Genomic DNA, 24,273 nt, shown 5'->3' with positions numbered 1-24,273 from the left:
CCGGTAACGTGCTGGCCATGAGGCTCGTGCTGCTTGGCCCGCCCGGCGCAGGCAAGGGAACCCAGGCCGCCCGCCTCAGCGCGCGGCACGGCGTCCCGGCGATCTCGACAGGTCAGCTCTTCGACCAGCAGATCTCCGCCGGTACGGCGCTGGGCCGCCGGGCCGAGCACTACGTCCGGGCCGGCGAGCTGGTCCCTGACGAGATCGTGCTCGACATCGTCGCGGAGCGCCTCACCACCGGCGTCGACTGCGAGGTGGGCTTCCTGCTCGACGGCTTCCCGCGGACGCTGCCGCAGGCCGAGGCGCTGGACCGGATGCTCGGCGCCTCCTGCGGCCCGCTCGACCTCGTGATCGACCTCGTGGTCGGCGAGGACGAGGTGCTCGAGCGGATCAGCCGGCGTGCCGTCTCCGAGGGCCGGCGGGACGACGCCGAGCAGACAGCGCGCCGGCGGCTGAAGGTCTTCGCCGCGGAGACGGCCCCGCTGCGCAGCCACTACGCGGAGCAGGGTCTGTTGCGCAGCGTCGACGGCTCCGGGTCACCGGACGAGGTCTTCGCCCGCATCGAGGAGGTGCTCGCCGCCGTGGCACACCCGGAGGTACGGGCCAGCCGTCCCTGAGGTGGCCTTCCCGTGCCCCGAAAGCGGTCAGGTGATCTCGGACCGGGAGATGCGGGATAAGTTGGGAGCCGTCAGTGAACGGACACGGTGACAGGTCGGGGATGACCGATGGCTTCTGGGCTCCGTGGGCGTCTCCTGCGCCGCTCCACGCCGCCTGATCCCGCCGCCGGGGGCTTCTCGGCAGAGACGCCCGGCCGCGCGGCCGAGCCTGGCTCCGGGGTGGCCGCGGTTCCCGAACCACGCCGGCAGGCCGGGCCCGGTGCCGATGCTGGTGCTGGTGGTGGCCGCGGGCGGAGTGCGCAGAGCCGGCCGCGGCGAGGCGGGGGCCCGGGCCGCCCGCGTGCCGAGGGTGGCGAGGCGCCGACGGGCGGGAGGCGGCTCCGGGCCGCGCAGTGGGCCCTCGCCGTGCTGCTCGCCCTGGTGTGGCTACCGGTGGTCGTGCTGACTACTGCCCGCACCACGGTGCTGAGCGCCGACTTCTACTCCCAGGCGCTGAGCCGGGCCGACGCCTACGACCGCCTCTACACCGAGGTCCTGCCCGACCCTGCGGTGGACGGGCTGCTCTCCGGCCTGCCGATCGACTCGACGCTCGTCACCGCGAACCTGCGGACGGTCCTCCCACCGTCGACGGTGGAGGAGATGACCAACGAGCAGATCCGGCGGGTCGTCGACTACCTGGCCGCGCGTGAGGACGACCTGGCGTTCAGCGTCGACCTGACCCCGATCTTCGGCAACATCTCCGGTCTCGCCAACCGGTACATCGCCGGCGAGCTCGGGTCGGGAACCAGCTACCAGGTCGAGTCCGTGACCGAGTTCACCCGCGCCGTGCTGGCCGCCATCGACGAGATCATGGCTGGTCGCCCCCCTGCGGATCTGCCCACGATGGAGCTGTCGGCGCAGGACACCGACCGGGTGGTCGAGGCGGTCCTCGGCCGGTTGCCGCCCGCCGAGCACGAGGAGGTGGCCGGCCCGCTGCGTGCGGACCTGCGGTCCGGGAACATCGCGGGCGCACTGGCGCTGATCGGCCCGCTGCTGTTCCAGGGCGACGAGCAGGCGATCGGCCAGCTCCAGACGCACCTCGCCGACGGCGCCGTGCTTGACCTGGGGCTGCGGCTGTCCGACCTGCGCGAGGAACCCGCGATCAGCGCCGTGTCCCGGCTGCACGACGTGGCGGCGGCGCTCGACGGGCTGACGGTGGCCCTGCTCGCGCTGGTCGGGCTGATCGGGGCGGGCATCGTGATGGTCGCGGGCGCGCGCGGGCGCTCGCGAATCCGTGCGGTGGCGGGTGCCGTGCTCACCGCCGGCGTCGCGGCGGCCCTGCTCGGGTTCGCCCTGCGGATCGCGCTGCCGAACCCGCTGCTGGCGCTGGAGAAGCCGGGCAGCCCGCTGCCCCCGGGTGCCGGCGCCGTCCTCGCGGACTTCTCCCGGCACGCCTACGGCGACATCGAGGCCGACTACCTGCGCATCGTCGGCTGGACGCTGGTCGTCGGCGGGGTGGTCCTCGGCGCCGCGTTCCTGCTGCGGGTGTCGCGGGCGTGGAGCCAGGCGGGCCGCCGGCGCCGGCTGGTCGCCGGCCTCGCGGTGACCGTGCCGGTGATGACGGCGCTGACCTGGCTCGCGTTCCCGGGCGCCGCGGCCAACGCGCGCGACCTGTGCAACAGCCAGACCGCGCTGTGTGACCGGCGCTACGACGAGGTGACCAACCTCGCCGCCCACAACGCCATGGCGACCAGCGAGGACCGCTTCCTCGGCCCGACCCAGGACCCGTCGCTGGTGCACCAGCTTGATCTCGGCGTGCGGGGGCTGCTGATCGACGTCCACCACTGGACGACACCGGAGCAGGTCGACGCGGTCCTCGCGACCCTGCCGCCGTCGACCCGGTCCGCGATCGAGCCGCTGACCCGCAACGCCCGGTCGTCGCGGCCGGGGCTGTGGCTGTGTCACAACCTGTGCCAGCTCGGCGCCCTGAAGTTCTCCGCCGAGCTCGCCCGGGTCGGGGAGTGGATGGCCCGCAACCCGACCGAGGTGGTCACCCTCCTCATCCAGGATCAGGTGCCCGCGCCGGAGATCGCCGGCGCGGTGGCGCAGGCCGGCCTGTCACCCCTGGTCGTCACGCCGCCCGCCGAGGGGGACCGGTGGCCCCGCCTGCGGGAGATGATCGAGAGCGGGCGGCGCCTCGTCATCTTCACCGAGAGCCAGGATCTGCCCGGGACCTTCCTGCGCAGCTTCTACCGCTACGCCTCCGACACACCGTTCTCCATCGACACGACGGACAAGCTCACCGGCTGCACCCGGGAACGCGGCCCCGCGGGCGCCCCGCTGCTCCTGCTCAACCACTGGGTGACAGACGCGGCGCCGAGCCGGCAGGCGGCGCTGGTCGCGAACAGCGCCGAAAGTATCCTCGGCCGCGCGCGGGCCTGCGAGTCCGCGCAGGGCCGGCGCCCGACGTTCATCGCCGTCGACTTCGTGAACATCGGCAACGCCTCGCTGGCGATCGACCGCCTGAACGGTGCGGGCTGATCGCGGCGGGGGAGCATTGCCCGGTTGTCGTCCGTTGACCTCGTGGGACGCTTGACCTAGCTCGGGCGGGGCCCGGCCCTGACCTGACCCGTACCGGAGACCACAGGGTCTCCGCCGATACCGGACACGCCACCGGCAAAGGAGCACAGGTGCCGATCTGGAACCAGCTACGGCAGTCCGCGCAGAGCATGCAGGGCCAGCTCAACGCGAAGAAGAACGACCTCAAGAGCGGCGCGTTCCGGGACGCGAGCATGGCGATGTGCGCGCTCGTCGCCGCCGCGGACGGCACCATCGACCCGGCCGAGCGCCAGCGGGTCGCCTCGTTGATCGTCAGCAACGACGTCCTGTCCAACTTCGCCGCGGACGATCTCCAGCGCCGGTTCAACGACTACCTCGGGAAGCTGCAGGCCGACTTCGACTTCGGCAAGGTGTCCGTCCTGCAGGAGATCGGCAAGGTCAAGAAGAAGCCGACCGAGGCGCGCGCGGTGATCCAGATCGGGATCGTGATCGGTGGCGCCGACGGCAACTTCGACAAGACCGAGCAGGCGATCGTCCGCGAGGCGTGTTTCGCGGTGGGGATCAACCCGGAGGAGTTCGATCTCTGACCCAGCGCCAGGTGGCTGGTGGTCTCGGTGACCGTCTGAGTCTTCCGGGCTGGTGAGACCGTGAGCTGGGCCGCAATCCCTGGCAGAGGCGGAGTCATCGGACCAGGGTGAGGCCGGCGGCCACCGTGGCGTGGCCGCGCCGCGGCGGGTCCGGCGGGTGGCGGGCCGACAGCGGCCGGCCACGACCGGACGGAGTACCCGTGGGACCAGCCGACGCGGCCCTCGTCGCGGGGGGCGGGCTGCTCGCCGGTGCCGTGAACGCCATCGCCGGCGGAGGCACCCTGATCGCCTTCCCCGCGCTGCTGGCCACCGGAGTGCCGGCGCTGACCGCCAACATCACCTCCTCGGTCGGCCTCGTCACCGGCTACGCCGGTGGGGCGCTCGGCTACCGCAACGAGCTGCGCGGGCAGGCCTACCGGTTGAAGGCGCTGGGCCCGGCCGCGCTGCTGGGCGGCCTGGTCGGTGCCGTCATCCTGCTGCTGACGCCGTCCGACGGTTTCAAGACCGCCGTACCGTTCCTCGTCCTGGCCGCCTGCCTGCTGCTGGCCGTGCAGTCCCGGCTGGCCGCGCTGGTCGCCCGCCGCCGGGCCGCGGCGGTGGCGTCGACCGCCGCCCACCCTCCCGCCGCTGCGCTGAGCGGTACGCCACCGCCACCACCACCAGCGGCGGCGGCGGCACCGGCGGCGGCGGCACCCGCGGCCGCGGGTGCCGGCATCACCTGGCCGACGAGGATCGGTGTGTTCGTCGCCGGGGCGTACGGGTCCTATTTCGGCGCCGGCCTCGGGGTGCTGCTGCTCGGCGTCCTGGGCATCCTGCTCGTTGACGAGCTGCAGCGGACGAACGCCCTCAAGACCCTGCTCTCGTTCGGCGTGAACGCGGTCGGGGTCGTGGTCTTCCTGGTGACGGCGCAGGTGGCCTGGGCGTTCGCCGGGATTCTGTTGGTGACGTCGGCCTGCGGCGGGGTGCTCGGGGCACGGGTGGCGAGGCTGCTGCCCGCGCCGGTGCTGCGCACCGGTGTGGTCGTGCTGGGTGTTGTCGTCGCCGTGGTGCTGCTGATCCGCGGCTGACCCGGGGAACCGCGCCGGCCGTCGGCGGGCCGAAGAGGGGTCGCAGACGGGTCGCAGGCGGCCCACCAGGACGGGCGCCACCGACGACCGGACACGCCGTCGGCGGGGGCGCAGCATGGGGCCGGGGCCGCCGTGACCGGTCCGACCAGCTGTGACGGGCGAAACATTCCGGGCCCGTGGGGCTCTGGGCCCCTACGATTCCGTCCCATGACCGTTCCACCGGTGGAGCTGGAGTTCGCCGCCGATTTCCCGGGCGCGACCAGGGACGAGTGGCGCCGCCTCGTCCTCGGCGTACTGCGTAAATCCGGGATCGCGGGTGAGGGCACCGGCCCGGGCGAGGCCGAGGACCTGATCGCGACCTCGACCTACGAGGGGATCAGCATCCGCCCGCTCTACGACGCGGCCGACGGTGCGAGGCTGGATCCGTCCGGCCTGCCCGGCCTGGCCCCGTTCGTGCGCGGCGGGCGACCGCAGGGCGCGAACACCGACGGCTGGGACGTCCGTGCCCTGCACGCGCATCCTGATCCGAAGGCCACGGCCCAGGCGGTTCTCGCCGACCTGGAGAACGGCGTGACGTCCCTGTGGCTGCGGCTCGGCCCGGCGGGCCTGCCGGTGGACGGGCTCGCCGAGGTGCTGCGCGAGGTCTACCTCGATCTTGCCCCGGTCATCCTGGACGCCGGCCCGCTCACCGAGCCGGCCGCGGAGGCGTTCCTGGCACTGGCCGGCGAGCGTGATGTCCCGGCGTCCCAGCTGAGCGGAGTGCTCGGCGCCGACCCGCTGGGGCTGACGGCGCGGACGGGGGCCACGCCCGACTTCACGGCGGTGCGGGCGCTGGCGCCGCGGGTGGCGGCCGAGTACCCGCGGCTGCGCACGGTGGTCGTCGACGCCCGCGCATACCACGATGCCGGTGGCAGCGACGCCGAGGAGCTCGGCGCCTCGATCGCCGCCGGGGTCGCCTACCTGCGTGAGCTGACCGGCGCCGGGCTGGGTCTGGCCGAGGCGCTGGGCCAGCTGGAGTTCCGTTACGCGGCGAACGCCGACCAGTTCCTCACGATCGCGAAGCTGCGGGCGGCGCGGCGGCTGTGGGCGCGGGTGGCGGAGGTCTGCGGGGCGGCTCCCGAGCAGCGGGCGCAGCGCCAGCACGCGGTCACCTCGTCGGCGATGATGACGCGCCGCGACCCGTGGGTGAACATGCTGCGCACGACGGTCGCCTGCTTCGGTGCCGGGGTCGGTGGCGCTGACGCGGTGACGGTCCTGCCGTTCGACGCCCGCCTCGGGCTCGCCGACGACTTCTCCCGCCGCATCGCGCGCAACACCCAGACCCTGCTCCAGGAGGAGTCGAGTCTGATCCGGGTGGTCGACCCGGCCGGCGGGTCCTGGTACGTCGAGACGCTCACCGACCAGCTCGCGGCGGCGGCCTGGGCCGTCTTCACCGAGATCGAGCGGGCCGGCGGCATCGCGGCCGCGCTGGCCGACGGGTCGCTGCGGGGCCGCCTCGCGGCCACCTGGGCGGCCCGCGCGGACGCGCTGGCGCACCGCCGGGATCCGCTGACCGGGGTGAGCGAGTTCCCGAACCTGGCCGAGTCGCTGCCCGAACGCCGCCCCGCCCCGCCCGCGGCGGCGGCGGCCGGTGGCCTGCCGACGATCACCTACGACCAGGACTACGAGGAGCTGCGGGCCCGCTCCGACGCCCACCTCGCGGCGACCGGTGCCCGGCCCGTGGTCTTCCTGGCGACGATCGGCAGCGTGTCGGCGTTCACCGGCCGGTCGACGTTCGCCGCGAACCTGTTCCAGGCGGGCGGCCTGGAGACCCCGGCCGGGGGCCCGGGCACGGACCCGGCGGCCATCGCCGCCGCGTTCACGGCGTCCGGCGCGAAGGTCGCCTGCCTGTGCTCGGCGGACAAGGTGTACAGCGAATGGGCGGCCCCGGTCGCCGAGGCGCTGCGCGCGGCGGGGGCCGCGCGGGTCTGGCTGGCCGGCAAGGCCGGCGCCCGGGCGGAGACCGATGCCGCCGCCGGGGTGACCGGGTACGTCTTCGCCGGCTGCAACGCCGTCGAGGTGCTGCGCACGACACTGGCAGAGGCGGGAGTGGCCTGATGTCCTCGATCTCCGACTTCTCCGGGATCCCCGACTTCTCCGAGATCGCCCTGGGCGCGCCCGCGGGGGCCGACGCCGACGAGGCCCGCTGGCGGGCCGCGCTGGAGGAGGCCACCGGCAAGGACGTCGACGCCCTGACCTGGGACACGCCCGAGGGCATCGCGGTGAAGCCGCTCTACACCGCGGCCGACACCGCCGGCCTCGACTTCCTGGGCACCTACCCGGGTGCCGCGCCCTACCTGCGCGGCCCGTACCCGGCGATGTACGTGACCCAGCCGTGGACGATCCGCCAGTACGCCGGCTTCTCCACCGCGTCCGAGTCGAACGCCTTCTACCGGCGCAACCTGGCCGCCGGCCAGAAGGGCCTCTCGGTGGCCTTCGACCTGCCGACACACCGCGGCTACGACAGCGACCACCCGCGTGTCACCGGCGACGTGGGCATGGCCGGTGTCGCCATCGACTCGATCTACGACATGCGCCAGCTCTTCGAGGGCATCCCGCTGGACCGGATGAGCGTCTCGATGACCATGAACGGCGCCGTGCTGCCGGTGCTGGCGCTCTACATCGTGGCGGCCGAGGAGCAGGGGGTGGCACCGGAACAGCTCGCCGGGACCATCCAGAACGACATCCTCAAGGAGTTCATGGTCCGCAACACCTACATCTACCCGCCGCAGCCGTCGATGCAGATCATCTCGGACATCTTCGCGTACACCTCGCAGCGGATGCCGAAGTTCAACTCGATCTCCATCTCCGGCTACCACATGCAGGAGGCGGGGGCGACCGCCGACCTGGAGCTCGCCTACACCCTCGCCGACGGCGTCGAGTACATCCGCGCCGGCCTGGGCGCCGGGCTCGCGATCGACGCCTTCGCGCCGCGGCTGTCCTTCTTCTGGGCAATCGGCATGAACTTCTTCATGGAAGTCGCCAAGATGCGCGCCGCCCGGCTGCTGTGGGCGCGCCTCGTCAACCAGTTCGAGCCGAAGAACCCGCGCTCGACATCCCTGCGCACCCACTCGCAGACGTCCGGCTGGTCGCTGACCGCCCAGGACGTCTTCAACAACGTGGTGCGCACCTGCGTCGAGGCGATGGCGGCCACCCAGGGGCACACCCAGTCCCTGCACACCAACGCCCTCGACGAGGCGCTGGCGCTGCCCACCGACTTCTCCGCCCGGATCGCCCGCAACACCCAGCTGCTGCTGCAGCAGGAGTCCGGCACCACCCGGGTGGTCGACCCGTGGGGCGGCAGCCACTACGTCGAGCGGCTGACCTACGACCTGGCCCGCAAGGCCTGGGCGCACATCAGCGAGGTCGAGTCCACCGGCGGCATGGCGCAGGCGATCGACGCCGGCATCCCCAAGATGCGCATCGAGGAGGCCGCGGCCCGCACCCAGGCCCGCATCGACGCCGGCCGCCAGCCGCTGGTCGGCGTCAACAAGTACCGGGTGGACGCCGACGAGGCCATCGACGTCCTCAAGGTCGACAACTCCGCCGTGCGGACCGGCCAGGTCGAGAAGCTGCGCCGGCTGCGGGAGGAGCGTGACACCGCCGCCGTCGAGGCCGCGCTGCACGCGCTCACCGCCGCCGCCGACGCGGCCCGGGGCGGCGGCCGGCCGGCCGACCTGTCCCACAACCTGCTCGCGCTGGCCGTCGACGCCGCCCGCGCCAAGGCCACCGTCGGGGAGATCTCCGACGCCCTCGAGAAGGTCTACGGGCGCCACTCCGGCCAGATCCGTACGATCTCCGGTGTGTACCGGGACGAAGCCGGGCCGGCCGGGAACATCGCCGCGGCCCGGGATGCCGCCGCCGCCTTCGAGCGTGCCGAGGGCCGGCGCCCCCGCATCCTCGTCGCCAAGATGGGGCAGGACGGGCACGACCGCGGCCAGAAGGTGATCGCCACGGCCTTCGCCGACATCGGCTTCGACGTGGACGTCGGCCCGCTGTTCCAGACGCCCGCCGAGGTGGCCCGCCAGGCCGTCGAGGCGGACGTGCAGATCATCGGGGTGTCCTCGCTGGCCGCCGGGCACCTCACCCTCGTCCCCGCGCTCAAGGAGGAACTGGCCGCTCTCGACCGGGGCGACATCCTCGTCGTCGTCGGCGGGGTCATCCCCCCGCAGGACTTCGACGCGCTGCGTGCCGCCGGTGCCGCCGCGATCTTCCCACCCGGAACGGTCATCGCGGACGCGGCGATCGAGCTGCTGGAAACCCTGTCCGAGCAGCTCGGCCACACCGAGCCGGGTGATCCGGCGGGGCCGGGTGAGCCGGCCGGCCTGGCCGGGGCCGCTGGGTCCGCCGGGCCCGTCGAGTCGTCCTGACCGCGGTGGCACGGCGGGTCGTCGACGTCGCCGAGTACGCCGACGGCGTCCTCGCGTCGTCCAGGATGTGGATCGCGCGGGCCGTCACGCTGGTCGAGTCGAGTCGGCCCGACCACCGCGAGGCCGCGCAGAAGCTGCTGGTGACCCTCCTCCCGCACGCCGGCAAGGCGCGGCGGGTGGGGATCACCGGCGTGCCCGGGGTGGGCAAGTCGACGTTCATCGACGCGCTCGGGACGACGCTCACCGCGAAGGGCCACCAGGTGGCGGTGCTCGCGGTCGACCCGTCCTCCACCCGCACCGGCGGCAGCATCCTCGGTGACAAGACGCGGATGGCGGATCTGTCCGCCGATCCGGCGGCCTTCATCCGCCCGTCGCCGACCGCGGGAACGCTGGGCGGTGTCGCGAAGGCCACCCGTGAGGCCATGGTCATCATGGAGGCGGCCGGCTACGACGTGGTTCTTGTCGAGACGGTCGGGGTCGGCCAGTCCGAGACCACGGTCGCCGACATGGTCGACACGTTCCTGTTCCTGACCCTGGCCCGGACCGGCGACCAGCTCCAGGGCATCAAGAAGGGCGTCCTGGAGCTGGCGGACGTCATCGCCGTCAACAAGGCCGACGGGCCGCACGAGCTGGACGCCCGCCGGGCCGCCCGCGAGCTCGCCGGTGCGATCCGGCTCCTGCAGGGCGGCGCCCGCGACTGGCAGACACCGGTTCTGACCTGCAGCGCCGCTGAGCGGACCGGCCTGGACACGGTGTGGGCGCAGGTCATCAAGCACCAGGACACCCTGGACGCGTCCGGGGAGCTCGCCGCGCGCCGCCGCCGCCAGCAGGTCGACTGGACGTGGGCGATGGTCCAGGACCGGCTGCTGACCCGCCTGCGTGACCACCCCGGCGTCCAGGCGGTGACCGCCGACATCGAGCGCCGGGTCCGCGACGGTGCGCTGACCCCCAGCCTCGCCGCCGACGCCATCCTCGAGGCGTTCGACGCGTAGGCACCGTCCGTGCCCGGGTGGCCGCGGGCGGGAGTGGGAGGCCAGGTGCGGGTATCGAGGTGTGTCGAAGCGTCGCGCATTCGTGGATGTCGACCCGGACACCGGCCGGCGCCAGAACACGGAAAAGATCCGGGTCGACACGGAGGTCTTTTCGTTTGTGCACCCTGATCGCCGCGTACGGGACTGATTAGCGCGGCCGGGCATCCGAGATACTCCGCACCCGATACCCCGCGCCGCGTCTCTGCTTCATCGGCTCGCTACCGGCCTGCGGCATTTCTCCGGTGCCGTTTCCGGCCCGACGACATACACCGGGCCCGCGTGGCCGGTCGGGCGCGGGGCTCCTGATGGTGTCCGCCTTCTGATACGGATGTCCGCTACCGGATATGGCGCACCTGGTCGGAAGGCCTACGATGTGGCCGCCGGATCTTTCGTCGTTGTGTGAACGACCCGATCGGATGCCGATGGCGTCGGATGCACCGAGGGGAACCGGGGGGACCACGCGGCGTCCGTCCGCATCAGCCATGGCGGACGGCGGACGAAGGAAAGCCGGAGGATCCAGTGGGTTACCAACTAGGTATCGATGTCGGGTCGGCGACGACGGTTCTCGCGGTTGCCGACGGCGGCTGGCCCGCTGTGCTCACCGTCGGCGGTGGGCGGGATGTGCCGTCCGTGCTCTACGTGCCCCCGGCAGGGGGCGTGCTGGTCGGCCGGTCCGCCGCACGGCGGGCCACCGCCGACCCTGACCGGGCGGCGAGCGGCTTCCTGCACCGGGTCGGGGAGCCCGGCCACATCCTGGTCGGCGGCGCGGCCTACAGCCCGGAGGGCCTGCTGGCCCGGCTCGTCGGGCATCTGGTCAGCCAGGTCGTCGCGGCCCGCGGCGAGGAGCCTGACCACATCGTCATCGCGCACCCGACCTTCTGGCCCGAGCACCGCCGCGAGGCGTTCGCCGAGGCGGTCAGCCAGCTGTCGGACGTCTCCGCGCCTGTCACGACCTGCGCCTCGGCGGACGCGATCGGCACGCTGCTGCTGAGCCGCCGGTCGGCCCGGACCGTCGACCTGGTCGGCTTCTACGACTTCGGCGCCGGCCATCTCGACACGGCGGTGCTGTCCTTCAGCCCCTTCGGGTTCGACAAGCTCGGGTCCCCGGCCGGCCTGAGCCGCGCCGGCGGCACCGCCATCGACGACCTGCTGGTGGACCGGGTACTGGCCCAGGCGGGCAGCAGCCGCGACCGGCTCGACCTCGCCGACACCGCTGTGGCGGTGGCGCTCGGCCGGTTGCGGGCCGAGTGCGCGCAGGCCAAGGAGTACCTCGCCGAGGAGGACGAGGTCGAGGTCGCGTTCGCCGTTCCCGGTGTCACGGGGACCTCGGCCACCCTGCGGCGGGCCGACCTGGAGATGCTCGTCGCCCCGGTCGTGGAGGACACGGTGCGGGCGTTCCGGCAGGCGCTGCGCAGCGGCCAGGCCGATGCCGCCGACCTGTCGACCGTCATCCTCTACGGTGGCACCGCGAGGATGCCGCTGGTCGGAGCCCAGATGCGGGCGGCGTTCCCGACCGTCGGCCGCTGGCAGTACGGCTCGGACGACGACATCGCCACCGGCGCCGCGCTGATCGCCGCCGGGCTCGCCGAACGCGCGTCGGGCGAGGACATCACCTCGATCATCCGGCCGCCCGCCAACGCGCCGGCGCCCTCCTCCGTGCCACCGTGGGGCCTGGTGTCGCAGCCGGGCGCCTACCCGCCCGCGGGTTCCGTGCCACCGCTGACCTCCGTCCCGCCGATGGGTTCCGTGCCCCCCGCCGGATCCGTGCCGCCCGCGCTCTCGCTTCCGCCGGTGACGTCCGTGCCGCCGGCCGGGTCCTACCCGTCGACCGGGCCGGTGCCCGGCCATCAGGGATCCGACCCCGACGCGACGATGATCGGCGGGGGCGACCGCTCCGGCCAGGCCGCCGGCGCGGGCACTCCCGGGGGCAGCCCCGGAGATCCGTGGGGGTCCGGCGACACGGCGGCGACGTCCGCCGGCGCCTACGACACGAGCATGGCCACGGTGCTCGGCGGCATGGAGGTCGTCGCCCCGTCGGGTGGCCACCCGACCGGCGCCGGTGCCGGGTCGGGGCCGGTTCCCCCCGGGGCGTCCTGGACCGGCGCGGGGCCCGGGAACACGGGCGCGGCCGGTGCCGGGGGCCCCGGGGACAGGGCCGCGCGGCGGTCGTCGGCCGCCCGCGGCGGCCCGTTCGCCGGCTGGTCACGGACGACGATCGCCGCCGCGGCGGCCGCTGTCGTGTTCGTCGCCGCGGCCACGACCTTCGGTCTGGTCCTGGCCGGTGGCGACGACGACGAGTCGCCGAGCAGCGTGCTGTCCGTCACCGCACCGCAGGTCACGCAGCCGCCGCCGGCGAGCGCGGCGCCCACCCCGGTCACCCGGGGGCCGAACACGGTGCTGGTCGCCGGTTCCGCCGAGGTCGCGCCGATCAGCGAGACCGCCTACGCCGGCTTCCGCCAGGTAGAGCCGGGCGTGACGGTCAGCGTCAACGCCTCGACCACCGAGGACGGCTTCGCGAAGCTGTGCGCGGGTGAGGTCGACGTCGCCGGTGCGTCCTTCGAGTTCGATCCCAGCTTCTCGCAGGACGCCGGGTGCGCGGACCAGATCGTCGGCTTCGAGGTCGCCCACCACACTCTGCCGATCGTGGTGAACCCGGAGAACACCTGGGCCCAGTGCATGACCCTCGACCAGATCCGTGAGATCTGGGACGCCGGCTCGAGCATCACCCGGTGGAGCGACATCGACTCCTCCTTCCCGGACGAGCCGATCACCTTCGTCGGGCCGTCGCGCGACACTGTGCAGGCCCAGGTGTTCAACGCCACCGTGAACGACGCCAGCGACCGCTCCCGCCAGTACCAGGAGACCGACCTCAGCGGCGTGGCGAACGACGTGGCGGGCGACCGGCTGGCGATGGGCTTCCTCGACTTCCCGACCTACGAGACGTTCGGGCCGCGCCTGCGCGGCCTGGAGATCAACAACGGTGACGGCTGTGTCGAGCCGAACGCCGTCACCGCCGGGACGGGCTACTACCTGCCACTGTGCAAGCCTGTGTTCGTCTACGCCCGCAAGGACGCGCTGCGCCAGCCCGGCACCGCCGCCTTCATGCGCTACTACATGGAGAACGGCAAGGACATCGCGTTCGACGCACACTACGTCCCGCGGGCCGACAGCACGATCAACGAGAACGTCGCCCGCGTCGACGAGCTGAGTCGGGGCGTACCCGCCGTCACCGCCTGACCAGCAGAGCGCCCGGCGGCCAGCGCCGCCGCTCGTCACCTTCCCGCTGGGGGACCTTCGAGTCCTCGTCCGGCCGTCACGCAGCTCCACGGCGTGGCGGCCGGACGTCGTTCTGGCGGCCTGCGGGGAAGGGGTGGTCGGACGCGGCAGGAATCAGACGAGGCAGGAATCAGACGCGGCAGGGATCGGTGTACGGGAGCTCCGGGATGCGCTCGTCCCACTCGTCCTGGCTGATCCGCGCCGCCGGGTCCGCGCAGGCGGTGGCGGTGAGCCGGTCGGGGTTGACCGACCACACCGTGGTCTGGCCGTCCTCGGTGGTCGTCGCCAGCCGGTCACCGGCCTGGTCGACCGCCAGGGCCAGGACCGAACTGCCGACATCGTCGACCCGTGCCATCGCGGACGGCCCGGAGCCGCTCCAGTAGGTGACGACACCGGCCTGGTCACCGCTCACGATCTGGCCGGCCGCGCCGAAAGCGACCGCGGTGACAGGCGTGTCGTGCCCCGTCAGCTCAGCGGTGACGCGGCTCTCCTGGGGGTTGCCGACATCCCAGACCCGAACGGTCCGGTCGTCGCCACCGCCGGCCAGGCGCTTCCCGTCGGCGCTGAAGGCGATCGCGTTGACCGCGCCCCCCGCACCACTGGCCACCCCGGCGCGGACCGGGCGCTCCGGATCGGTGATGTTCCAGAGCTGGACCTCACCGCCGATGCCCGCCACCGCCAGCAGATCGCCGGCGGGGCTCAGCGCCATGTCCGTCCGGACGGACATGGTGCGCTGCAGCCGCGGCGGGTCGGGCGTGGCCGGGTCGGTGAGCCGCCAGAGGGCGAACGTGCCGTCGTCGGTCGCCGCGGCGAGCAGCGTCCCGTCCGCGGACAGCGCCACCTGGAGCGGCGTGCCCAGCCCGGCCAGCACGGCCAGCCGCCGCGGGTTCGCCGGGTCGCGGACGTCCCACAGCCGCACCGGGTCCGCGGTGCCGCTGACGGCCAGCCGGTCACCGTCCTCGTCGAAGGCGAGGGCCATGGCCGGGTCCTCGGTCGGCAGCTCCCTGAGCAGCGTCGGCTCGGCGCCGTCGGCCAGCTGGTAGAGCCGCAGGACACCGTCCGGCCCGGCCGTGGCGAGAACCGAGCCGGCCGGGCTGAACGCGACGTCCCGAGCGGGGCTGCCAGCCGCTGGTGTCCGCACCGCGGTGCTCGCGCCGAACGAGGCGATCAGGGCATCCCGGGCGGCGCCGGCCGGCGCGATGCGGTACGCCGCGAGACTCAGCCGCGCGGCCAGGGCTGGATCGGTGGCGCGGCTGCCCGCCGCCTCGGCGGCGAGCCGGGCCGCGACGGCCGCCCGGTCGGCGCTCGACGGGGCGTCGTCACCGCCGAGGGTGACCAGCGGGATGGTGATGGCCGCGGCCAGTGCCGCCGCGAAGCCGGCCAGGGCGACCGTCCGCCCCGTCCGGTGGCGGCCGGTGCCGGCGTCCGGGGCCGGCCGCTCCGGCCCGCCCCGGCTGCCGCCGGAGGCACCGGGAGCCGGCGAGTGCTGCGGTGCTGGCAGGTGCTGGGGGGCCGGCGAATGATGCTGCGGTGCCGGCGAATGCTGGGGTGCCGGCGACGGATGCTGCGGTGCCCACGAGGTCTGGGGCGCAGGCGAGTACGGCGATGCACCCGGATGGGACGGTGCCGGCGGCCGGGACACCGGCGGGACCTGCGAGGGCGGGACGGAGGGGAGCGACGGGAAGGACGCCGCCGAGGGCGGCGGAGTGCCCGCCCGGGAGACCGGTGAAGGTGGCGCCGGGTGCGCCTGCGGGGCGGGGGAGAGCGGCACGGCCGAACCACCATCGGCGGCTCCGGCGGCTCCGGCCATACCAGCCGCGGTGGAGGAAGGCGCTGCCGCCGCGGATCTGCGGCCGCCCAGCGACCACCGGCGCCCGCGTCCCGCGCCGGCGCCACCCGCGCTCTCGGTGCTGTCGGCAGCTGCCGGGCCCGCTGACCGGTCGGGGATCGGCACGCCGCCGATCAGCGCCGCGCGCAGCTCCTCGGCGGTCGGACGGGTCGCGAACTCCTTGCGCATCGCCAGCTCGACGAGCTCCCGCAGCTCGCCGGTCACGCCGTCCAGCCGGGGCTGCTCGTTCACGATGCGGTAGAGGACGGCCTCCACCCGGCCCTGCCCGAACGGCGGCTGCCCGGTCGCCGCGAAAATCATGATCGAGCCCCAGGCGAAGATGTCGACCGCGGCGGTGATCGGCTGATCGAGAATCTGTTCCGGCGACATGTACCCGGGGGTGCCGATCGCCTGCTTCACGTTGCGGGACAGGTCGCTGACGGTGTCGTATTCCCGGGCGAGCCCGAAATCGATCACCTTCGGGCCGACCGGGGAAAGCAGGACGTTCGCCGGGGTGAGATCCCGGTGCACGATGCCGGCCGCGTGGATCGCCGACAGCGCGGTGGCGACGCTGACCGCGAGCTGTTCGAGATCGGCGGGGCGCATCGGCCCGCGGGCCGAGACATGCCGTGACAGTGTCGGGCCCTCGACGAACTCCGTCACCAGATACGGCTGGGGGCCGTCAGGGTCGGCGTCGAGGACGGCCGCGGTGGTGAACCGCCGCACCCGGCGCGCGCTTTCGGCCTCCCGGGCGAACCGGGCCCGGAACTCCGGTCGGGACGCCAGCTCAGGCCGGATGACCTTGATGGCGACGGCGGTGCCATCCGGCGCCTGGCCAAGGAAGACCGCACCCATCCCGCCCTGGCCGAGCCGGCCCACGACACGGTAGGCGCCGAGCTGGACGGGGTCCTCCGCACGCAGCGGTCGCGCGGTGTTGCCGGACACCGGTGGTGGCGTATACCCGGTCACGCGGCCCCACTCCTGCGTTCGTCACGGTTGCCCTCAGATTACCGGGGCCGACGACCGGGCCCGGGGCCGTTGAGCATGACCGATCCGGCACCCGTGCGGCCTGGTACTCGTTCGGTCCAGTACTCGTGCGGTCCAGCACTCGTTCGGTCCAGCACTCGTGCGGCCGGTACTGGTAATCGGTGCGAACGCCTGCGCACATCACACCGTGGCCGATCCTACGGCATGATCCTTCGCTCTCCGTTCGATGGCCCGACGTGCTCCCGGACGGACGAGTGCCGTGCCGGAGAAGTGATCCGTGAACGTCATTTCTGAACGGGCCGGATTCCCCGCGCGCGCCATATACCGTGCATCCCGCCGGCCTCCGGTTCCGCCGGATTCCCCGGCCGGTGTGCCCGTGTCGAATCTGGGAGGTCACGTGCTCCGCCGTGCGGCGAAGTTCGAGGTCAGTCTCACCCCGACGTCCGAGTCCCTGCTGTCGCCGGTGGCCGACGAGCCGCGGCAGTGGTTGCTGGGCCGGGCGCTGGACGAGTTCGCCGCCGATGTCGGCGCGCTCGACGAGGTCGCCGGGCAGATGGTCCCCGGGGGGACCCGTCCGAAGATCGACGTCGCCGTGGACGAGGCGGTGCCGGCGGTCACCGGCGGCACGCTGCTGGTCTCCGGCCAGGAGGTGATGCAGACCTGGGAGGAGCCGCTGATGCGGGCCCTCGCCAGCGCCGTGACCCGGCCCGGCGGAACCGTGTGCGAGGTCGGCTTCGGCCTCGGGATCTCGGCGGGATTCGTCCAGGAGCTCGGCCCGTCCGGTCACACGGTCATCGAGGCGAACCCGGACGTCGCGGTGACGGCGCGGGAGTGGGCGGCGGGGCGGGCCGGGGCCGAGATCGCCGTCGGCCGCTGGCAGGATGTGCTGCCCGGTCTCGGCAGGTTCGACGGGATCCTGTTCGACACCTATCCGTTGGACGAACGCGAGGTCGACGACTACGTGGTGCGCGACGCCACCTTCGCCGAGCACTTCTTCCCGCACGCCGCCGCCCACCTGACCGACGACGGGTCCTTCACCTACTACTCGAACGAGATCGACTCGGTCTCCCGGCGTCACCAGCGTTCGCTGCTGCGGCATTTCGAGACGTTCTCCGTGCGGGTGGTGGACGGCCTGCGGCCCCCGGCGGACTGCAGCTACTGGTGGGCCCCGTCGATGGCGGTGATCGTGGCCTCGGGGCCGCGTCGGTGACCCGGTCCTCCTGCGGCGGGGACCGGAGGGCTGGTGGCAGGGCTGATGACCTCGGCGGGCCCGCGAGCCGCGGCGCGGCGGACGGTGTGCGCCGTACGCGTGATGTTGTACGGTTGCCGCACCGGTTTGCCCCCTGATCAGAGTTAAAGTACAAATAGTCCTTTTTGTCCTTAAGCTGCAGGGCTGGGCCCGGTCCGCAGGAGGCTTGTGAGCGCCGCGCCGCGGCGCCCGGACATCAGGAGACGCCGATGACCCCCGGAGCGCCCCCCGCCTCGCCGGACCGCGGCGGCAGCGGCGCCAGCGGGCGCGGCTTATCCGGCCCGCGACGACGCCGGCCGGCCGGCGTCGTCGCGGCGCTGGGGGCGGCCCTCGCGCTCCTGGCCAGTGGGTGCGTGGGGGATTCCGCGGCCGACAGCTCGGCGACCCGGCCCGCACCGAGCTGCGCCGCCGAGGAGGGTGTGACGCCGTCGGAGGTCCGCTTCGGCGCGCTTTACCCGGACACCGGGTCCGGGGCGGGGGTCTCCCGGGCGTTCCGGGCCGGCATCGACGCCCGCCTGGGCGCGGTGAACGCGGCCGGCGGCATCCACGGGCGGCAGGTCCACTACGACTGGCGCGACGACGAGTCGACCCCGGACGGCGCCCTGATCGCCGCGCGCATGCTGGTGGACCACTCGCACTCGTTCGCGATCGTCGGCACCAGTGGCATCGCGGCCGATGCCGCCAGTTACCTGGCCGAGCGGGGTGTCCCGACCATTGGCCAGGACCTGACCGCCGGCGGGGAGAACACCTTCGGCTACTCGAACGTGCTCGGCGGCGACCTGGGTACCTCGGTCTTCGGCGTGTTCGGCAGTTCCCACGGCGCCACCCGCGCGGTGATCCTGCGGACCGAGGCGATCCCGGCCTCCGGGCAGATCGCCGAGCGTCTCGGCCGCAGCCTGCGCGCCGGCTCGGTCGAGGTCGTCGACACGATCGACTGGACGCCGGCCGGCTTCGACCTGGGCGCGGCGGCCGCCCGCGTCCAGGCCGCCGGCGCCGACATGATCACTGGAGTGGTGCCGGTCCGGGCCTTCACCGACGTGCTTGCCGCGGCGCGCCAGGCCGGCGCGACGATCAAGGTCGCGATGCAGCCGATCGGCTACGACCCGGTCCTGCTGGCGAAGCCCCGGCCCGAGCTCGCGGGCAGCTTCTTCCTGGTCGACTTCGTGCCGTTCGAGGCGGGAATCCCGGCGCACCGCCGCTACCTCGAGGCGATGGCCCGCTACGCGCCCCAGATCGAACAGCCCGAGCAGACCACCGGCCTGGTCGGCTGGATGACCGCCGACCTGTTCCTGCGCGGCCTGGACGAGGCCGGCCCCTGCCCGACCCGGGCCGGCTACATCGCCGGCCTGCGCGCCGTGCGCGACTACGCCGCGGACGGGCTGCTGCCCAGCGGGGTGAACCTCGCGGACAAGTCCGCGCCGAAGGCCTGCGTCAGCATGGTGCGGGTGTCCCAGGCCGGGGACGCCTTCCAGGTCCAGATGCCGATGGCCCTGTGCGGAGAGACCGTCCGCTAGCCGACGTCCGGCTCCGGGGGCCCCCGCCCGCCCCGCCCGGCGAACCGGGCGGGGCGTCGGCGTGACGTCAGGCGTCAGGCGTGGTGACGGGTCGACTCGTCGCGGATCTCACCCACCAGCTCCTCCAGGATGTCCTCCAGAGCCACCAGGCCGAGGATGTGTCCGGACGGGTCCGACAGGCGCGCCAGGTGCGAGCCCGAGCGCTGGATCGTCGCCAGCGCGGTGCGCAGGCTGTCGTCCGCTCCCACCCGGACCAGCGGCCGGATCCACTTGGCGGCCACCGGTGCGGACCGCCGGTCCTCCCGGTTCTCCAGGACGTCCTTGAGGTGCAGGTAGCCGACGAGGTCGTCGTCCTCCCCACGGACGGGGAACCGGGTGAACCCCGTCTCGGCGGCGAGCTGCTCCACCTCCCGGGGGGTGATGGTGGGCGGCACGGTGACCAGCCCGTCCGGGCGCAGCAGGACGCTGCGCGCGGTGCGCTCGTCGAACGACAGCGCGCCGTTGAGCAGGTCGCGTTCGTCCGCGGCGAGCAGGCCCTCCCGGTGCGACTCCTCGATCAGCCCGGCCACCTCGTCCCGCGTGTAGACGTTGGTCACCTCGTCCTTCGGCTCGACCCGCACCGCCCGCAGGGTGAGGTTCGCGATCAGGTTCAGGATCGAGATCACCGGCTTCACCACCCGGACGACGGCGACCAGCAGCGGGGTGAGGAACAGGACCGCCCGGTCCGGCAGTGCCAGGGCGAGGTTCTTCGGCACCATCTCGCCGATCACCACGTGCAGGTACGTCACCAGGCCGAGCGCGATGGCGAACGCGATCGGGTGGCGCAGTGAGGACGGCAGCCCGGCCGCCTCGAAGGGGCCCTCCAGCAGGTGCGCGATGGCGGGCTCGCTGAGCGCGCCGAGGCCGAGCGTGCAGATGGTGATGCCGAGCTGCGCGCCCGCCAGCATCAGTGACACGTTCCCCATCGCGTGCAGGGTCACCTTGGCCGCGCGGGAACCGGCCTCCGCGCGCGGTTCGATGGTGTCGCGGCGCGCGGAGATGAGGGCGAACTCCGCCCCGACGAAGAAGGCGTTGCCCGCCAGCAGCAGGACGGTGATGGCCAGCGCCAGGAGGTCGCTCATCGGCGCGCTCCGCGGATACCGGCGTGCACCGCGCTCGCGTCGTCGTCGGCCGGGCGCGGTGCTCCTTCGCCCGCCCGCGCGTCGTCGCCGCCGGCCACCGGTGCGCTGCCCGCACTGCCCGCACTGCTTGCGCTGCCTGCGGTGGGTGGGGTGGGCGCGTGGTCCGCCGCGGGCGCGGTGCCCGCCGCCGGTGCGTCAGCCGTGGGCCGTCCGCCGTCGGACGCCGGTGCGTCGGCCCGGCCCGCCGGTGTGCCCGGGGGAGTGGAACCGGCGCCCTCGGCGCCCTCGGCGCTCTCGGCGTCGGGGCCCTGGGCTGGGAGTGCTCCGCCTCCCGGCGCGGCCCCGGCCCCGTCCGCGAGCCGGACGCGGTCGACCCGCCGGCCGTCCATCCGCTCGACCTCGTAACGGATGCCGTCCACCGTGGTCGTGTCGCCCACGCCGGGGATGCGCCCCAGCATGCTCGACATCAGCCCGCCCAGGGTCTGGTAGGCGTCGTCGCCGGGGATGGGCAGGCCGGTGACCTCGCTGGCCTCCTCGGGCCGCAGCAGGCCGGACAACAGCCAGCTGCCGTCCCGGCGGCGCAGGGCACGGGGGCTGACCCGGTCGTGCTCGTCGATGACGTCGCCGACGATCTCCTCGATCAGGTCCTCCGCGGTGACCAGCCCGTCCGTACCGCCGAACTCGTCGACGACGATGGCCATCTGCAGGCCGCCCGAACGGAGGGTCTCCAGCAGTGGCTCGAGCGCCATCGAGGACGGCACCGTGGCCGCGGGCACCATCACGCTGTGCACCGGCGTGCTGTCACGTGCGTCCTCGGGAACGCTCACCGCATGCTTGACGTGGACGAGCCCGACGACGTCGTCGCTGCCGTCCCCGATGACCGGGAACCGGGCGTGGCCGGTGCGCCGGACCGCCCTGATCACCTCGGCGACCGAGGCGTTCGCGTCGATCGACTGCATGCGCATCCGCGGGGTCATGACATCCTCGGCGACGCGGTCACCGAAGGTCAGGGAACGTTGCATGAGCGTCGCGGTCTCCCGCGGCAGGGTGCCGTGCTCGGCTGACCGCCCGAGCAGCGAGAACAGCTCCTGGGGCGACCGCGCCGAGGCGAGCTCCTCCTGCGGCTCGATGTTGACCCGCCGCAGCAGCGAGTTCGCCGTACTGTTCAGCGAGCGGATCGCCGGCCCGGTGACCCGGGTGAACAGTCGCTGCGGGCGTTGGACGGCCCGTGCCGTGCCCAGTGGCTTCGCGATCGCGAGATTCTTCGGGACGAGCTCCCCGTAGAGCATCGTGAAGCCGGTCGCGAGGACGAGGGCCAGTGCCACCGAAAGACCACCGGCCACACTCCGGGACGCGCCCAGGTCGATGATCGGCCCCTCGATGAGGTCCGCGATGGCCGGCTCGGCGAGGAAACCGATAGCCAGGTTGGTGACGGTGATGCCGAGCTGTGCTCCGGAGAGTTGGGTGGAGAGGGTTCGCAGCCCGCTCAGGACCCCGGCGGCGGCTTTGTCTCCACCGGCGGCAGCCCGCTCGACCGTGGGCCGGTCGACCGTCACGAACGCGAACTCCGCCGCCACGAAGATGCCGCAGGCGGCGACCAGCAGAAGACCCAGGAGCAGTAGGAGCGCCTCTGTCACCGATCGACCCCCGCGGGCGCTTCCCTACGCGTGGGTCGGCCGGAACTACATCCGGCGTCGTCGGAACTGTTCATGATCCCTTCCGTCGGGTGGGACGGCCGTCGGGCCCGCCCAGTCGCCCAGCATTGTGACTACCCCCGTCGCGCAGGTTCAACGCTCGCCGGGAGCGGACCGTTTCACGATGACCTGTGGGATGTGTATCGGTCCAGAGGGCTTGAGCGTGGCAGGGCGGATCGGCACGGAACGGCGCGTGGCCAGCCACTCGGTGCCTGTCCGTATCCGCCCGAATCGGCCTGCCTGGGCCGAGGCGTTCGGCGCGGCCGACGGTCACGGTCAGAAGACGGGACGTCCGTCGGGTGTGGCGCGGGCCCGGGTGGGGAAAGTGATCAGCACCCCGGAACTCCGGGGCGGAGCCCAGATCGGGGGATCCGGGAGGGCGACATGCGTCTTTCTCCGCGCACCCTCGACCTGTTTCTGGTTTCTCCGGCGGAAATGCCGCGCAGAAGGCCCGGGCGTACCGCGGCCGGAACCGCGCTGGCCGCCGTCGCAGCCTTTTCCCTTTCCCTGCTCGGTGCGGAGTCTGCGGGTGCGGGTGCGGGTTCCGGGACAGCCCTGCCCACCGACATGTCTCTGCCCGCCCACCCGTCGTCCGCCTACCGGACCACCGCGGCGATGTCCTGCGCGTCCGGCGACCTGCGGGCGGAGCTGACCGGGGCGCAGCACGGAGCGGGCCAGACCCACGCGGAGCTGGTCCTGGTCAACATGAGCGGGCGGTCCTGCGCGGTAGCCGGGCACCCCGCCGTGTTCCGGGTCGACACGGACGGCCGCCGGCTGGGGACACCGGCGGCAGCCGATGGGCCGGACGGCTCCCCGGTGCTGCTGGCGGCAGGCGGGCGGGCCGTTGCGGGGCTGACACTGAGCGCCGCGGGGCTCTTCCCGGGGTGCGAGGATGGCGGCCCGGCCGCCGATGTGGCTGGCCTGCAGGTCATCCCGCCCGGGGGCCGGACGGCCCTGCCGGTGGCGGGCTTCGCCGACGTCCTGCCGGCGGACTGGTCCGCGCCGGGTGGGCAGAACCCGGCGTCAGGGGGATCGTCAGCCCTCGCGGACATCTCCGGTGGTGCGCCGGACGGCGCGTCGGAGGCCGGGGCGTCGGAGGAGGGTGCGCCGGAGGCGGGACCCGACCGTGGGTGTGCGGAGCCCGCGCCGACCATGATGCGGGTCACCGCCCTCGCCGCCGGGTGACCCCCTCGGACCGGGATCCCGAGCCCCGGGTCCGGCCTGCGGCGCGTGCTCTCAGACCTGGTCCCGCCGGTGCGCCCGGGCGCACCGGCGGGACCGGTTGTCGATCTGCGGGCGGCGGCCCTACCGCGGAGCCAGACCGAAGGTATAGAAGATCGCGAGCGGCCAGCCCAGGGTCGCCACGACCGCGGTGAAGAAGTGGCGCAGGGTCGCGCCGTCCCAGTCAGTGACATCCCAGTAGTCCTGGCTGATCGTGATGATGAGTCCGATGGCCAGATAGAGAAGAAATCCGAGACTGATGCTGCTGTAGGTCCGAGTGCGTACCCGGGTCGCCATCGGGAGCTCCTTTCGAAAGGGTATTTATCCGCTGAACCGGCGAATACCCGCATGTGCTCGCCTTAATCTCCTGGGGTGGATCTGGTCCGTGGGGGCCCCGCCACCTGCCACGGGGGCTCCGGTGGGACGTCCAGGAGGGTCAGCGGTAGGAGTCGAGGGCGAGTGAGGCCGCCAGGCCGACCGCCGCCGCCGCGATGATCCAGCGCATCAGCCTGGCCGGCAGCACGCGGACGATCCGGGGCCCGAGGGCGCCGCCGACCAGCAGGCCGGCGGCGAGGGGGGCCGCGGCGTCCCAGGCGACCGAGCCCATCAGGGTGAACAGGGCGGCGGCCACGGCGTTCGAGAAGCCCGATGCGACGTTCTTCACCGCGTTCACCCGTGCCAGCGGCTCCGGGATCATCACCGCCATCACGGCCAGCAGCGCGACGCCCGCGCCGGCACCGAAGTATCCGGTGTAGATCGCGACCGCGAAGACCGCGACCAGCAGCAGCGGGCTGGGTGCGGACGCCGCCCCGCCCGCCGCCGGCACGATCCGCGGCGACAGCAGCAGGAGCGCGGCCGCGGCGACGATCAGCCAGGGCACGACCAGCTCGAAGGTGCGGCCCGGCGTCGTCAGCAGCAGGACCGCGCCGACCGCCCCGCCGGCGAGTGTCGCCGCGCCGAAACGGGCCACCCGCCCGCCCTGACCGACGAGCTCGGGCCGTGAGCCGACCGCGGCGCCGACGGCGACGAACAGCAGCGCGGCGGAGTTCGTCATGTTCGCGGTCCGCGGCTCCAGGCCGACGGCGAGCAGCGCGGGATAGGAGACGAGGGAGGCGAGACCCGCCACCGTGCTGG

16 protein-coding genes are annotated in these 24,273 nt (G+C 73.5%); 11 read left to right on the top strand and 5 right to left on the bottom strand.

Going from position 1 to position 24,273, the window contains the following annotated elements; translation table 11 throughout:
* Positions 1-17: 17 nt before the first annotated feature.
* The 8 genes from AB1460_RS03545 (at position 18) to AB1460_RS03510 (ending at position 13,486) form a co-directional block, all read left to right on the top strand.
* Positions 18-617: an adenylate kinase gene (locus tag AB1460_RS03545; protein ID WP_368959112.1), complete on the top strand. Its 600-nt coding sequence runs from the start codon at positions 18-20 to the stop codon at positions 615-617.
* 108 nt (positions 618-725) lie between these two features.
* Complete coding sequence (locus tag AB1460_RS03540; RefSeq protein WP_368959111.1) at positions 726-3,137, top strand: hypothetical protein; 2,412 nt, start codon at positions 726-728, stop codon at positions 3,135-3,137.
* 149 nt (positions 3,138-3,286) lie between these two features.
* Positions 3,287-3,742 carry a tellurite resistance TerB family protein gene (locus AB1460_RS03535; RefSeq protein ID WP_018638159.1) on the top strand — a complete coding sequence of 152 codons (456 nt, stop codon included), beginning with the start codon at positions 3,287-3,289 and terminating at the stop codon, positions 3,740-3,742.
* A gap of 200 nt (positions 3,743-3,942) precedes the next feature.
* On the top strand, positions 3,943-4,809 hold the full coding sequence (locus AB1460_RS03530) for a sulfite exporter TauE/SafE family protein (RefSeq protein WP_368959110.1): 867 nt from the start codon (positions 3,943-3,945) through the stop codon (positions 4,807-4,809).
* A 207-nt stretch (positions 4,810-5,016) separates the two neighbouring features.
* Complete coding sequence (gene mutA / locus AB1460_RS03525; protein WP_368959109.1) at positions 5,017-6,906, top strand: methylmalonyl-CoA mutase small subunit; 1,890 nt, start codon at positions 5,017-5,019, stop codon at positions 6,904-6,906.
* Positions 6,906-9,218 (top strand): methylmalonyl-CoA mutase, encoded by a 2,313-nt coding sequence (scpA, locus tag AB1460_RS03520; RefSeq protein WP_368959108.1) that lies wholly within the window; start codon positions 6,906-6,908, stop codon positions 9,216-9,218. The genes mutA and scpA overlap by 1 nt, the downstream gene beginning before the upstream one ends.
* 5 nt (positions 9,219-9,223) lie before the next feature.
* Positions 9,224-10,210 (top strand): methylmalonyl Co-A mutase-associated GTPase MeaB, encoded by a 987-nt coding sequence (gene meaB / locus AB1460_RS03515; protein WP_368959107.1) that lies wholly within the window; start codon positions 9,224-9,226, stop codon positions 10,208-10,210.
* Positions 10,211-10,768: 558 nt separating this feature from the next.
* Positions 10,769-13,486, top strand: coding sequence for an Hsp70 family protein (locus tag AB1460_RS03510; RefSeq protein ID WP_368959106.1), 2,718 nt, complete (start codon positions 10,769-10,771; stop codon positions 13,484-13,486).
* 169 nt (positions 13,487-13,655) lie between these two features.
* Here AB1460_RS03510 and AB1460_RS03505 read toward each other — a convergent pair whose 3' ends face one another.
* Entirely contained in the window at positions 13,656-16,322 is a 2,667-nt protein-coding gene (locus AB1460_RS03505) for a protein kinase domain-containing protein (protein WP_368959105.1), read from the bottom strand.
* Between the two features lie 415 nt (positions 16,323-16,737).
* On the opposite strand from AB1460_RS03505, the gene AB1460_RS03500 reads away from it, so the two are divergent.
* Together AB1460_RS03500 and AB1460_RS03495 are read left to right on the top strand one after the other, a co-directional pair.
* Positions 16,738-17,550, top strand: a complete 813-nt coding sequence (locus AB1460_RS03500) for a class I SAM-dependent methyltransferase (protein ID WP_368959104.1) — start codon at positions 16,738-16,740, stop codon at positions 17,548-17,550.
* Between the two features lie 248 nt (positions 17,551-17,798).
* A complete protein-coding gene (locus tag AB1460_RS03495; protein WP_368959103.1) occupies positions 17,799-19,103 on the top strand; it encodes an ABC transporter substrate-binding protein in 1,305 nt (434 codons plus the stop codon).
* Between the two features lie 74 nt (positions 19,104-19,177).
* Here the strand turns inward: AB1460_RS03495 and AB1460_RS03490 are convergent, their stop codons facing one another.
* Complete coding sequence (locus AB1460_RS03490; RefSeq protein ID WP_368959102.1) at positions 19,178-20,224, bottom strand: hemolysin family protein; 1,047 nt, start codon at positions 20,222-20,224, stop codon at positions 19,178-19,180.
* Positions 20,221-21,861 carry a hemolysin family protein gene (locus AB1460_RS03485; protein ID WP_368959101.1) on the bottom strand — a complete coding sequence of 547 codons (1,641 nt, stop codon included), beginning with the start codon at positions 21,859-21,861 and terminating at the stop codon, positions 20,221-20,223. The genes AB1460_RS03490 and AB1460_RS03485 overlap by 4 nt, the downstream gene beginning before the upstream one ends.
* 441 nt (positions 21,862-22,302) lie before the next feature.
* On the opposite strand from AB1460_RS03485, the gene AB1460_RS03480 reads away from it, so the two are divergent.
* On the top strand, positions 22,303-23,103 hold the full coding sequence (locus tag AB1460_RS03480) for a DUF4232 domain-containing protein (RefSeq protein ID WP_368959100.1): 801 nt from the start codon (positions 22,303-22,305) through the stop codon (positions 23,101-23,103).
* Positions 23,104-23,223: 120 nt separating this feature from the next.
* On the opposite strand, the gene AB1460_RS03475 is transcribed toward AB1460_RS03480, so the two are convergent.
* Both AB1460_RS03475 and AB1460_RS03470 read right to left on the bottom strand, forming a co-directional pair.
* A complete protein-coding gene (locus tag AB1460_RS03475) occupies positions 23,224-23,436 on the bottom strand; it encodes a hypothetical protein (RefSeq protein ID WP_018639502.1) in 213 nt (70 codons plus the stop codon).
* A 139-nt stretch (positions 23,437-23,575) separates the two neighbouring features.
* Positions 23,576-24,265, bottom strand: coding sequence for a sulfite exporter TauE/SafE family protein (locus tag AB1460_RS03470; RefSeq protein ID WP_420497180.1), 690 nt, complete (start codon positions 24,263-24,265; stop codon positions 23,576-23,578).
* Positions 24,266-24,273: the final 8 nt, after the last annotated feature.

Origin of the sequence: Parafrankia sp. FMc2 (assembly GCF_041008525.1) — a bacterium.
In the GTDB taxonomy this organism is placed as follows: Bacteria; Actinomycetota; Actinomycetes; order Frankiales; family Frankiaceae; genus Parafrankia.
Note: the sequence above shows the minus strand (reverse complement) of the source record. Positions and strands in the feature narration are given on the sequence as shown.